Raw genomic sequence first — 13,941 nt, forward strand, 5'->3', positions numbered from 1 at the left:
CATTTAAAGATGCTATCCCAAAATATAATATAAAAACCCTATGACACTCAGACTCCCTTTCTAAATGCTTTCTATAGTTTCATCATTTTTAACAAATACTTTCCTTGTAAAAATACTAACCATTAAACTTACGAAAACATTAACACTCAATGCAAGGAAACCTATGTTGATATCTTGAATATAGGATGGCCAGCTTGGGAACAGCTTACTTAAATGAGCGCCTGTAGCTGCTTGCCAACCTACAATAACCCCAGCAAACACACCTTGTAAAGTTAATGGATTTTTCTTCATAAAGCTACATACAACCGCTGGTACAAATTGAGTTACTAGTCCATATCCCATTAAAAATAATAACGTAATTGCTCCCCCACCACTAAAAGTAAAGTAAAGTGCAACAAGTGCAATCACTGGAACTGAATAACGAGCAATGATACCAATTTGTTGATCGGTAGTTTGTGGACGAATAGGTTTTACAACATTTTTTGCAAATAATGTAGCTGCAGACATCAAAATCAATGAACCTGGAACAATTGCAGTTAATAGTCCTGCAGCTCCAATAAAGCCTACGATGACTGGGTTAAATGTTTGCGTAGAGATTTTAAATAAAGCTAAATCCACAGCACCTCCTTCTAACCCTGGAACTTGTAAAATTGCTGCTGCTCCAACAAATAAGATAAATAATAAAAATAATGCATAGATAGGAAGCATAATCGCATTTTTTCTTAGGGCATTTCCATTTTTCGCTGAAAAAGTAGCAACAAATGTATGCGGCCACATATAAAACCCTAACGATGTTAACATCATCGTTGAAATATACCATGAGGCACTAAAACCTGTATCTGGAAGTGTTAAAAACCCTGGTTTAACAACTTCTATTGCTTCCCACATTGCTTGAATGCCACCATAATAATGTATAGGTAAGTAGATACCAAGGAATAACACGACACCAAGAATAAGAAAATCTTTCATAACAGCTGTCCAAGCCGATCCATGAATTCCCGAAACCATTACATAAGCAATCATTGCAATTGTGCCAATCCAAATTGTTATTTTCGGATCGATCGCTCCATAGGAAGCTTCAGAAACGATAATGCCTAGACCTTTTAATTGAATGATTAAATACGGAATTAGGGCAGCTAACCCTACAACGGCTACGAGCATGCCAAGAAATCTACTATTATATGCCTTTTCAAAAAAATCAGATTGTGATAGTAGACTATGTTTCTTTCCTCCGGAATTGAATATTGAATTAACACCAAAAGGCAAATTAGTTTATGAATATCATAAGAAGCTAGGTCTAGAGGAATATAGGAAATATCTGAAAAACCTCGAGCAATTTACAGCTGAAGATTTTCAAAAGTATATTACAGTCTTAAACGTAATCAATCGTAGGACACAAAGCGTGCTTAATGACAAAAAATCAACGGTGTATTGATTATCTTTTCTATCCTACTCTAGATTAAGGAATTATTTATTATTAGTTATAAGAGTAGAATTGAAAAAAAATAGCGTTAAATTATTTCATTCAACATATAAAAAGGCTTGCCATGATGAAATTCAACATGGTAAGCCTTTTCTTCTAAAAGTTCCGTTAAGACTATAGATAGACCGTTTAAAGATTGTCCGCTCAGACAAATCGGGATGAGGGATTACATTGGAAAGGTGTGTTCACCTACTTATTCTATTAAGAACAATATTTCTTAAGTTTTACTCGCTTCAAATATAGAAATAAACTTGTTCCATCCTTAATATAACATATAAAAAGACAATTCAAGATAATGGTAAGATACCATAAAGCAATTAAACTTTATGATATCAAACACTCTTCTTGAACTGCCCAGCAAATTGCAACAGTTAATTAGATTCTCCATTTGCATCTTTGGAGTAATTATACTGAGAAGGATCAACTGGAGTATAACCTGTTGGCGTATAGAATCTCAATAAGTCACCATTCACGACTTTATCAGATAATTCCAATTTGTGATCGACTTCATCTTTAATAGTTTTCGCAAACTCTAATTGACTATCATCTAGTAGTAAACCTGTTTTATTATCATAATATTTCCCATTAACCGAATAAATAGTTGGACTGACAAAACCGCCATTTCTAAATGGTACAACTTCATCATGCTCTTTTGATAATAAGTCGGAACCGAATTGAACAAATTTTTGTGTATCTACTCCCAATAAATGTAAAACAGTTGGAAGAAGGTCTGTTTGGCCACCATAAGTATGGTTGGTTTCACCTTGCATTCCTGGAACATGTATTAATAATGGTACGCGTTGTAAATTAGCACTTTCAAATGGTGTAATTTCTTTTCCAATGACTTGTTCCATCGCATCATTATGATTATCTGAAATACCGTAATGGTCACCATAAAGAACGATCATCGAGTTATCATATAATCCTGATTCTTTTAATTGATTGAACATCTGTTCGATTGCTTCATCTGCATAACGTGCTGTTTGGAAATAACTATCTACACTTACATCTCCAGTAGCCGCTTTATCAATTGTTACTAAATCTTGATTCATTTGATATGGGAAGTGGTTCCCTACCGTAATAAATTTCGTATAAAAAGGTTGTGGTAACGAACTTAAAAGACTTTCAGATTGTTCAAAGAATGGTTTATCTAACAAACCATATTCAGCCATGTTTTCTGAAGAACTCGTATCATAATAACTAGCATCAAAGAAGTAATCGAAACCAAATGATTTATAAATCTCATTTCGATTCCAGAAGCTTCCGTTATTACCATGGAATACGGCTGATGTATAACCATAATCTTTTAAAATACTTGGAGCCGCTTGGTACGTATTTTGTGCTTTTGTAATATAAGCAGATCCTTGTGGTAACCCAAACAAAGAATTTTCCAACATAAATTCTGCATCGGAAGTTTTACCTTGACCTGTTTGATGGAAGAAATTATCAAAATACATTGTATTCTTATCTTTTGCTAATGAATTTAAAAATGGTGTAACTTCTTCACCGTTTAATTTATAGTCGATCATAAAGTTTTGGAATGATTCTAAATGTAAATAGATGACGTTCATTCCTTTTGCTGCACCAAAATATTCTGCATTAGGTTTGGCGTAATTAGATTTTGTATAGTTTATCACTTCTGTAACATCACTACTATCCGCCAAAGCTCTCTGTGAAGATGCTTTTATCGTTTCTACTGAATCATAAATCGTATAGTTATAAATACCTAGATATTTCACAATATAGTTTCTATCAAAACCTCGAGATAATAGTTGCGGGCGATCAGCTTCAGCTAGTCCTAAATTTAGGAATGATACTACTAATGCACACGCAATGATTGTCATTGCTTTTTTATATCCAAAACGATTGGTTTCTTTTTGTATTTTTTTTGAGAATCGTAGGTAAAACATTACAAATACATCCACAAAGAACAAGATATCATAAGGCTTTATCAAAGAAAGAACACTACTACCTAAATCTCCAAAGTTCTGCGATTGGAAAACTGTAGGTAATGTAATGAAATCACTAAAAAATCGGTAATAAACTACATTTGAATATAAAAGAATAGACATCAGCGTGTAAACTACAACTAGTGATGTATATTTTCTCTTCCCTCTAAATAAAAAGGAAATTCCTAGAAATAGCAATGCTGAACCTAGTGGATTTATTAGTAAAAGGAATTGTTGAAGGAATCCTTCTACTCCTAGGTCAAATTGTGTTGTTTGAGTGAGGTATGTTTTAATCCATAACATTAAAACAGCTAATAAATAGATCCCTAAAAAATTGTTTAATAGGCTATCTTTTTTACTTAATAAATTTTTCATTTTTTCCCTACCTTTTACTTACTTAAATTTAAATCTAGATATATATTAACTAAGATTATAAGTATATATTGCATTAAAAAAATGTTATTTCACAGTAGCTTTTTCGCAGCTATTGTATACTACTCCCCCATATAGACTTCTGTCAAGTTGTTAAATATAATTGAAGGCAGTTAGCACGTTTCTTCCTATTATTGTAAACCCCTTTCATAAAACCCCACGCATATGTTAGTTTTATAACGAACATTTACTTACGGGTCACTTTAGGCCGAGTGATCTTTAATATAGTTTTCAACAATAGCAATTTTAAAACACAATTTTAGTTTTAACAATTAAATTTAGTGACATGAAACTTATAATTTTGTAAGGTTTTAATTTCAGAATATTTTATTCAAATATAGTAATTTGGTTTGGTGTTAGTTTATTAAAAAGTCAATAAACGGTTAATATAGCACAACCTAAATATCAATTCCAATTACTATAGACGCAACACTTGCTGTGATACCCATCAATGAGAGTACGTAGAAATGGCCCCTTAAATATTAGAGATACAATGTTATGTCCAGAATTCCAACAAAAAAGAGGTTGGGGCACAACCTCTTTTTTCTGCAGCGACAAAAATCTTTAATGAGCTGCAGTTTTGAGATTTGTCGAGAACTTTTGATTGTTTATCGACCAACTTTATCGATTTATCACCCAACTATTTTAATTTATCAACCAAATTTGAAAAATATCGACATCTACCTTCATGCAACATTCTCTGACCGCACTGATCATTTACTTCGCTTATGACATAAGCATATTTTCTCCCAGCCACTTTTTTAATAATAAATATAAATTTCTGAATATATAATGGCGTCCTCCTTGTTTGATGATGGGTCAAATGGTCGTTGACACTCATGCGTCATACAAGAGGGCTTCTTTTCTATCAAGACCTCGAACATCCTTCAAATAGAAATGCTGCTCTGTTAGTTCAATAAAGAAAAAAAGAGCTGCATATGCAACTCAAAGTTCTTCAAGTAAAGCCTCTGTTACTTCAATAAGAACCCCTGAATATAAAAAAGCAAATATCGTAACAATAATACACGAATAAACTCATTCCTAAATAGAATATTGTAAAGAAATTACTGTATTTTTATTTTGAATGCATTCGTTTGAAACCATAATATTTCTCATTGGAATATTGTTAACTTGAGTCATCCCTAAATAAGACATAGCTTTAAATTCATTTTTCAATCTGTATAATCCTATTGTATGTAAGCTCTTTCCCAACCCTGTCCCCAGAAAATTAGGATGCATGCCTATCCAAAAAATGCGTCCTTCATTATCTGTATTTGGTTCTATATGAGGAAAAACTACACCAACAGGTTCATCGTTAACTATATACACTGTAAACATTTCATTCACTTGTGACGGAAGTTCGGTCTTCATTCCAGCCAAAAACTTCTCTGCATCATTAAAACTTGTACCCATCACTTTAGATAAAAATAAGATAGAGTTATTCTCAGAAAATGACCATACTTCATAATCTGGTATTGCAACATTTAATGGTGTATTTAAAGATCTTTTAAATATAACCCTTTCACCAATAACTTCCATTTTAGCCCTGGTACAATTTAAGCTATCTAAAAGAATTTTAGGACACTCAAACCTAACTTTTTTCAGTCTACTACTTTGTAATTTATCTAGAAGCTCATTTATAAGCACATCTATTTCAGAAGCAAGATGAAGTATATTCTCTAAAATTTCTAACATAATTACACGATCACTTTTTATGTAATGTACGCCAACCCTTTGTAAATGTTGAAGCAGTTTATCCACGAATTTTCACCTCTTTTTATTTATAAAATTCTTCTCTTTTCATCAATTTCCTTCTTCCACTATCTTGAGCCGTTAAATCAATAAAGCCCGGAAAACTTTACTGTTCGTAAAATTTCCGGGCTTTTTACTATATTTTATTGAAGTATTGTCCCAGCAATTTCTTTTCAACCATAAACCATCCGCTATTTCGAACTGTCATGTTACTAACAGTAAGAGCTGGCTCCTTATATACATGCCGAATAACAGGGAGTATCCTGCTTGTTAGAGTACATCTCTGAGGTTGTTTCTAAAATACTAACTATGTAATTTTTGCGAATTTAAGATAGTTATTCTTCATTTACTTTCTAAGATAATCTCCTCTTCATTATCATTCCTACTAATTGTGAAAACTGGTTTGTCCTTTTCGGTTAATACTCCTTTAAATTTTGCGGAATCAGAGCTTGTATATAGTCCATTTTCATCTAATTCAATAATACTTTGTCCCCATTTACCAAGTTTCGTTTGTACTGCAAATTCGAATTCTCCAATATTGCTTACATCTGAACCCCGATATTCCAATTCTATAGAACGTCGCACTTCTTCTTTACCTATATTATTGAGTGTATATTCAACTTTCCAATTTTCATTTTCCCCTTCATAAGTGATCTTTTCATCACTTCCACTTTGTCCAAATAGAAAATAACTCCCAATGCCTAAAATTCCTACTAAAATTTTTTCATTTATTCAATCCCCCACTCTCACGAAAATCACATAGAAATCATAGAGTAACAATCACAGGCTAAATAAGAAAAAAAGCTTACTTTTGAAGACTGCATCCTTATGTTTCCTGTGAGGATATCCATTTATTAATCATAAAACCCTAAAATCTTTCATACTTTCTCCAAGAATATAGTGTGAAAACCACATCAAATTCTGCTTCATAATAGCCACATTAATTCCTGGCTGGTCAGAACTATATGCCATTCCTTTAAATATAATTAATTCTGTATCAACTTCCATATCCCTTAATCCTTGATATAGCTCATATGCATTTGGAGTTGGGACTCTTATATCCTTTTCGCCATGTTGGATTAGAGTAGGCGTACAGGCTGATTTAATATATGTCATTGGTGATGTTTTGTTATAGATCTCTGGATCATTCCATGGATCATCTCCTAGATACATCCTAATAAAGTAAGGTATATCTGTATTTACGTAATGGGTACTCCAATTAGTAATTCCACCCCCAACTGAAATAGCTTTAAATCTACTACTAAATGTAGAACAGAAAGCTGATATATATCCCCCGTTGCTCCATCCCATAACCCCTACTCTATCTTGATCTGCAATCCCTTTTTCAACTAGTTTATCCACTCCAGATATAACATCATCGTAGTTAGCAATTCCCAGTTTTCTATAGTTTGCTTTTAAGAATTCATTACCATAACCCGAACTTCCCCTGTAGTTTGGTTCTAAAACGATAAAACCTTTTTCGATAAACTGTTCAATAGGATATTTCTCATTAAAACAGTCTGAAAATATTGGAAAAGATGCCCAAGCCGGACCACCATGGATTACTACTAATAAGGGATATTTTTTATTTGCTTCAAAGTCGACTGGGGTTGATAAAACGCCCTCTATTTCAAGACCATCACTACTTTGCCATGAGATTATTTCCCTGGTACTTTTAAGCTTTCCTTTGAAAAAGCTATTTTCATTCGTTATTTTTTTATCGTCTAAATAGATTTCAAAGGATTCATTTGTTATTGCCTTATTAAAGGCTAAATGATTTCCGTTCCTTGTTATAGAAGCATCCATTATAAAACTATTTTCTTTATCGCTTAATATTTCCACAGTGCCATTCTCAGATAACAATCCAATAAGATAATTCGTTTTATTCTGCCATCTAATTAATATTCCTTTAGCTGTCCACTGTAATGGAATAACCGTACTATCAAAATCTGTTAAAGGTTGAATTAGCTCCCCATTATTAATATCATATATTTCTAGCGTACTGTCTTGAATATGGGTCTTATAGTAATCCTTCTCCCTTATGCTTGCTGAGTAACATATTTTGCTGCCTTCAGGAGAAAAGCAAACACTCCCTCCCAACAACTTATCAATATACAACTTTTTCAGCTCTCTAGCTTCAATATCTAGTATGTATAGATCTCCATTAATAGTATCTCCCATATTTGGGCTTGGTGTAGCCATTAATACAATCTTTTTCCCACAATTTGAAATATCAAATTCATGGACATGAAAATCCTTACCATCAGTTAGTTGATCAACAACGCTATTTTCGTGTTCATCTTTATCATTTTGTATCATTTTTTCTATTTCAATGTAATATAAACAATTATTCTGGTATTCCTTACCTATATGATGGAAATCTCCATATAGTTCCTTACGTTTCTTTATCGTCTCAGATTCTTTTGACTGTGCAACATAATAAAAACCCTTGCCAGTAGGCGCCCATTTGAATTTACTGACCCCTTCTTTCTCATCAGTAATTTGAACCCCACTATTACCACCTATGCACTTAACAAAGATCTGATTTTTCTTATTATCCCCATCACCAACTGGGCTAAGGTATGCAATACTTCTAGAATCCGGAGACCATAATGGGTATGTACTATCTATATACATAGTTGTTAATGGGTAACACTGCCCCTTTTCTTTTTCATATATCCACACATCATTCCTATATTTATTGTCTTTCCAGTTAGCTGTCTTCTTGACAAATGCTACGTTTTTTCCATCATCACTTATGTTTGGATCTGATAAGGTTGGTAATGAAATAATCTCTTCTATACTTAGATATGTTTTTTCATTCATTTTCATTAATACCCCCCCTCGTTAACTCTCTTCCAATAAAGTTAGCAGGTACAGGGCTTAGTTCTAATTCTCTTGCCCAAACAGAAAGTTGACCTATGTGGTGAATTTCGTGAGCAATAATATGATGTAATATATCATTAAAAGTGTATTTATCTTCATCCCAAGAAACACTAACTAGTTTTTCATTTAAACCTTCCACATTTGTTTTTAAAAATTCAGCTATTTCATTTCGTGAATTATCTGAAAGTGATTTAACCTTTTCAAGTGTATTATAATCAGCAAACTGAAATACTACATCTTCTTTGCCTTGAATACCACGAATCCAACTATATTCCACATCAATTATGTGAAAAAGTGTAAATAATATATTTCCCACTCCACCCCTACGGTCTTTTAACAACTCTTTAATTGTCAGTTGATTGCACCAGTCAAACCATTCATCTCTAACCTGCCAATTGTATTCAAAGAATTTAATCATTGTAAGCACTCCAATCTAGCTTATTACATTATATTTCGATGTAAATGCAGTCATTTCCTTCTTCATACAGATAGGTAAGTATTTGGTATTATCGCGACTTTTCACCGCATACGGCATTCCAACTAACCCAATTTATTCTTTCTATGTCTAAGCAGACGAGTGCTTTTCTTTCATCATTAGATTATTTAGCAGGAGTAGGGTTACAGGAATGATTGAGAAAGCATAACAAAAGGACTTGCAGATTTGAGTAATATTCATAGTCAAGCCCCTAGATTAAGCCATTTGTGGGGCAATAGGAGCGATTGAGGAAGCATAACAAAAAAGACTTGCGTATATGAAGATTAATCATAAACACAAGTCCTACCCTTATTAAATTATAGCACCCCTTACTCTAAGTACATTTCTTTCCAATCTGCTAATATTACAAAAGATTAGTTTTATGGTAGTTAAAAAATATGTTCGAGTTCGGGGACTATTTTTGTTGCTAAGTCTAATTCCCTTTAATATTGTGCCAAGCACCATTCTTTAGTTTCTTGGTCGGCAAAGGATGCTTCTACACTATTTAAATAAATTTGGCGATAATCTTCTTCGCTTAAATTAAATTCATTGTTAACTAAATGGATTTCTTTTGCCATTGTAGTATCTGATACTGTTCTGTTATCTGTATTAAATGTCACTTTTATTCCATCTTTATGAAACTTATAAATCGGATGTTCAGAATAATGATGAACAGCTTTCGTTTGAACATTACTTGTTGGACACATTTCAAGCACTACCTGTCTTTCTTTCACAATCTTATAAGCCTCGGCGCAATCTTTAATAAATACTCCGTGTCCTATTCTTTCTGCACCCAACAGTTCAACAGCCTCTAGAACGTTTTTACCAATTCCCGTTTCACCTGCATGAATAGTGACTCTGTAGCCATATTCTTTGGCTAATGCGATTGGATCTACAAATTTTTCACAAAAGCCTTCTTCTTCAGATGCACATAGATCAATTGCCACCACACCTTTTCCAAGGAACTTTTTCCCCTTTTCAACCACTTCAAATGCGCTTTCTACAGACATCGTCCTCATGCAAGACAGGATTATATTTCCCTTTATTTCGTAACAGCTTTCAGCGTCCCTCATCCCCTCTATAACCGATTGAATAACTTCTTCAACACCAAGACCTTGTAATGTGTGAAGTAACGGGGCAAATCTGACTTCTAAATATTTCACATTTTCTCTTGTTGCATTCTCAAATAGCTCGAAAGTAATTCTTCTTAAGTTCTCCTTGGACTGCATGACCATATTAGGAAGAGAAAATCTTTTTAAATACTCATCAAGGGATTCACATTCTAACGGAGCAATCAATTCCTTTTGCAGTTCATCCTTATCAAAAGAAGGTAACTGAATACCTTCCTTCTGTGCAATATCGATAATAGTTTCAGCTCTAAGGCTTCCGTCCAAATGACAGTGAAGTTCAATTTTTGGCAATGCTAAAAAGTTCATTTTTGATCTCCTGAAATAAATTTTTTGATTAAAACACAAAAAAATTCCTGACTACAAAGAAAATACAAGTTTTGTACTTGTACTTTCTTCGTAATCAGGAATTTCGGTTCCTGGTAGAGACCCCCAAACCATATTATTGGGGTTATACGGAATTTTATTGAATTCATTAATGTTTTTTTACATGATAATAAATAAATTTCGGATTGTCAACATGGTCCCTAACACCGATAAATCATTTGTGGTAATAAGTCTATCGGAATATCACAAACAAAAATGGTAGGGATTCCGGTATTTGATAGCATATCTGATATTCACCATATATGTTTTTAACTAATTTAGCAGCAATTGTGGCAAGGTATTCACTCCCCCCAACATAAATAGTGTCCGCTTCCTGAGGGGTTCTTTCTTGAACAAACTGAAATAGACATACTTGGAATCGGAAGCTTGCAATGCAGAGTCGTTAAATTAGGAGAACCTGATCTGTTAAGGTTCACCGTTATTTCGAGGGTTCGTCTTAATAATGCGAATCTACAACGCTAAGAAATATACGTGATTTTATGCAAAAGGAAGAACAAGTCTATCGAGTGAAAATATTGGTATATCTGTGATTTACACTATTTGTATAAATGTTGTATAAACAGTTTTCAAAAGAAATACCGAGAAACACTGATTTAACAGCATTTCTCGGGATTTAATGTGCATCCAAACTTTCATTTGGGAACGTTATTTTGAATAGGTATGTATTATTTACTAATCAAAATTCCTTTTTCACGAGTCTCTAAAAACGCCTTAATTACTAAGTAATCTGGGGGACTAATTCGAGAAGGTAAGTCTGTTAAATCGAAAAATCGTATATCTATTGCTTCGCTTTCATCGAATTTTAAAGAGCCATTATAATTTTTACAAATAAATGCAGTGACTACGTTATAAACTTCATCACCATTAGGATATTTATAATAAAAATCTTTACCTGAAAATGTTTTTAATAAATCTAAACTTATTGGAATTAATCCAGTTTCTTCTACCATTTCTCTTTCTGCAACTTCTTCCAAACTTTCTCCTAATTCCATAGACCCACCAGCAAGTCCCCAACATTGATTGTCTTTTCTATGTTGTAAAAGTAATTGATTTTTTTCATTCAGTATTAAAACACAAGCACCAACCATGATAATGGGAGCTGTACCAATCTTCTTTCGTAAATCCATTATATAATTCATTAAAATCACCTACTGTTAGTTTAATAAATCTTACGTTTTGGGATTCTTAAGGTTCCCAAAGCGTCCTTTTCTATGAGATTCTATTTATATGTTATCGCCATTCAGAACAAGTGGATCGAACAGTCTTCTTTAAAATTGAAGTACCAACAAACCACACACAAAAATACTAATGTTAATAAACCCGTCCATAAAGCACGAATAAATTTTTCCTTGTTGTCTAATTCCCAAAAGAGAAATTTCATAGTACCACCAACCTTTTAGTAAATTTTATTTCCATAGTGTATGTTCATCTTAACTTTGTTCAACTCTTTATCAATTTTGGAAATTAACATATGTAACTCTTCATTTTCTGAAGCCGTAAAGGTTTTACCTCTTTGTTTGCTTAAAATTACAGTTTGATTAATCAGCCTCAAACAAGATTTAATCAATGCCAAATCAACATTTATTGCTTCTTTGCTTGTGTCTAATCCATACATTTATACCACCTCTTATCATAAATTATATGACAGCAGCATTTACTTTTCTACCAAATAATAGGAATGTTTAACTAAATGAAAAAATGCACTAGCGTCAGACTACAATGAGACCTATAGAATAAGTACTTGAAAAAGTTCATCTTATAGGGTTATTTTTTAGTTGATAGTAAACAAGTTACCAAACCCTCGTTTGGTAACTTTCATTCCAGTTAAAACAGTCCAATCCCGTTCCCAAAATCGTATTTGTGTACTTTTCTATCCTTGACATTGTAAATCCGCATAAATCTGACGGAAAGTCACCGTAAATGACACTATTTTCCGTAAAATCTCTAATAGTTAAATAAGCATTACACGTTGAATTTCGATCACCGTAAACTTCGATAGGTTTTGTCATTTCAAAAACAAAGGACGTCAAAAGAAATTCTTTAATATTATGTTTTGTGCTTTCATTACTATAACTATCTACAAATAAAAACCAAGCAAGGTACTCGTCTGATTTAATGCGGTAGTGTTCTATCCCTTTTTCATTTGCATACGTTTTATAGGCTCTCCAAGCTTCTGTTACAAGTTACATTATTAGATGTCAATTTAGTGCCTATAATACCGTCAATTTTCGTCTTCACAACAAGCCCCAAACAAGCTACATTAACCTTTAACAGAGCAAAAAAATAAGAAAGTAACAAAGAGTCGTACTTTCTTTTCAAGTTAACATTACTTATTTGATTTCCTCAGCCAACTCCAAAATAATTCCTTCTGGACCACGAACGTAGCATAATTTATAACTTTCTTCATATTGCTGTATCTCGCTAAAGATTTCCGTATCCTTCTTTTTCAATTTAGCAACAACAGCTTCAATATCTTCAACAGTAAATGCAATATGTCGGATACCCAGTGTATTTGCAAAGGGTTGCTGAATATCTTTTTCATCTGCCGGAGTATAAAATTTGATTAGCTCTATCCATGTCTGACCGTCTGTCGTTCCCAAACCTACACACGCTACTTTAACGTCATTAAGCCCAGCTGCATATCCCATTAAATCTCCTTCCATTTCCCATTCCCCTTTCACCTCAAGTCCAAAATCGAGAAAAAACTCTTTAGCTGCAGAGAGATCATTTACGATTACACCCACATGATCTATTCTTTGGATCTTCAAATTTCATACCTCCATTGTTTTTGTTTTTTTGCAATATCCTGTATTCAAATTCTAGTATTAACTAAATCTGTTTGTTTGTATTAACAGCTACATAAAACAGAAAACTCGATAATTATCTAGGCCTCTTTATTTCTCATGTCGCAGTGATATGGAATCTTCCTTGTGTAGTTTTAATTTCAAAGTAATATTTTTCATTATTAGCGTGATTTGTGATCTCCTTATTCCACAAAACGCTATGTTATATCAGTTAATCTTTGTCATTTCCCCGATGCTTTTTGTTCTGCGCTATTAATCTCACCGCTTCCTTAATCCCAGTTATTTATCTTTTTATTCTAAAATATAAATGTCCTTCTTCAACTAAACGGCTTCTGCTTTATTTGGTAAATGGCCCCAAATCATTCTCCCTAATCCTTTACCGATATAATTAGGATCTATAAACAATGCATATAATTTCCGTTCACTAATTGTAAAGCTATAAAAAGCTACTATCTTGTTATCACTCTCCATTAAATAAACGGGATTTTCTTCTATGTATTCTTTAGTTACAGTCAAATCATCTTTACATTGTTGTAGAAAATCTTCTGTATATCCCCAGTAGGCTTTTGATTTATAGGCTAAGTTTGTTAGAAAATTGCAATCTTTTATTTTTGCTCTCCTAATTAACATTATAATTCCCCCTGAA

At 33.0% G+C, this 13,941-nt stretch carries 10 protein-coding genes, 2 pseudogenes and 1 riboswitch; all 12 genes and pseudogenes read right to left on the reverse strand.

The genetic code is table 11. The features are described from left to right. Window positions 1–60: 60 nt before the first annotated feature. Window positions 61–1,227 (reverse strand): annotated as a pseudogene (locus tag AB9L17_RS14145) (sodium:solute symporter family protein); the annotation flags it as partial. Between the two features lie 627 nt (window positions 1,228–1,854). Further along, window positions 1,855–3,807, reverse strand: coding sequence for an LTA synthase family protein (locus AB9L17_RS14150; RefSeq protein WP_375199282.1), 1,953 nt, complete (start codon window positions 3,805–3,807; stop codon window positions 1,855–1,857). Window positions 3,808–4,905: 1,098 nt separating this feature from the next. After that, window positions 4,906–5,625: a GNAT family N-acetyltransferase gene (locus AB9L17_RS14155; RefSeq protein WP_375199283.1), complete on the reverse strand. Its 720-nt coding sequence runs from the start codon at window positions 5,623–5,625 to the stop codon at window positions 4,906–4,908. Window positions 5,626–5,958: 333 nt separating this feature from the next. Next, complete coding sequence (locus tag AB9L17_RS14160; RefSeq protein ID WP_068984593.1) at window positions 5,959–6,201, reverse strand: hypothetical protein; 243 nt, start codon at window positions 6,199–6,201, stop codon at window positions 5,959–5,961. Window positions 6,202–6,474: 273 nt separating this feature from the next. Next, the gene (locus tag AB9L17_RS14165; protein WP_375199284.1) at window positions 6,475–8,448 is read right to left on the reverse strand and encodes a S9 family peptidase; all 1,974 of its coding nucleotides are present in this window, start codon (window positions 8,446–8,448) and stop codon (window positions 6,475–6,477) included. Further along, window positions 8,435–8,920 carry a DinB family protein gene (locus tag AB9L17_RS14170; protein ID WP_375199285.1) on the reverse strand — a complete coding sequence of 162 codons (486 nt, stop codon included), beginning with the start codon at window positions 8,918–8,920 and terminating at the stop codon, window positions 8,435–8,437. The genes AB9L17_RS14165 and AB9L17_RS14170 overlap by 14 nt, the downstream gene beginning before the upstream one ends. A 500-nt stretch (window positions 8,921–9,420) precedes the next feature. Next, the gene (gene add, locus AB9L17_RS14175; protein ID WP_375199286.1) at window positions 9,421–10,413 is read right to left on the reverse strand and encodes an adenosine deaminase; all 993 of its coding nucleotides are present in this window, start codon (window positions 10,411–10,413) and stop codon (window positions 9,421–9,423) included. Window positions 10,414–10,484: 71 nt separating this feature from the next. After that, window positions 10,485–10,583, reverse strand: a riboswitch (purine riboswitch). Between the two features lie 573 nt (window positions 10,584–11,156). Continuing rightward, window positions 11,157–11,630, reverse strand: a complete 474-nt coding sequence (locus AB9L17_RS14180) for an NUDIX hydrolase (RefSeq protein WP_068984597.1) — start codon at window positions 11,628–11,630, stop codon at window positions 11,157–11,159. Between the two features lie 257 nt (window positions 11,631–11,887). Then, window positions 11,888–12,106, reverse strand: a complete 219-nt coding sequence (locus tag AB9L17_RS14185; protein ID WP_068984598.1) for a phosphoglycerate mutase — start codon at window positions 12,104–12,106, stop codon at window positions 11,888–11,890. A 365-nt stretch (window positions 12,107–12,471) separates the two neighbouring features. Continuing rightward, window positions 12,472–12,750: pseudogene (locus AB9L17_RS14190) on the reverse strand (IS1595 family transposase); the annotation flags it as partial. Window positions 12,751–12,821: 71 nt separating this feature from the next. Next, window positions 12,822–13,259 carry a VOC family protein gene (locus tag AB9L17_RS14195; protein WP_068984599.1) on the reverse strand — a complete coding sequence of 146 codons (438 nt, stop codon included), beginning with the start codon at window positions 13,257–13,259 and terminating at the stop codon, window positions 12,822–12,824. Window positions 13,260–13,616: 357 nt separating this feature from the next. Next, window positions 13,617–13,925 (reverse strand): GNAT family N-acetyltransferase, encoded by a 309-nt coding sequence (locus AB9L17_RS14200; RefSeq protein WP_068984600.1) that lies wholly within the window; start codon window positions 13,923–13,925, stop codon window positions 13,617–13,619. Between the last annotated feature and the right edge of the window lie 16 nt (window positions 13,926–13,941).

It is taken from the genome of Lysinibacillus sp. RS11 (assembly GCF_042019215.1).
GTDB classification, from domain to species: domain Bacteria; phylum Bacillota; class Bacilli; order Bacillales_A; family Planococcaceae; genus Lysinibacillus; species Lysinibacillus xylanilyticus_A.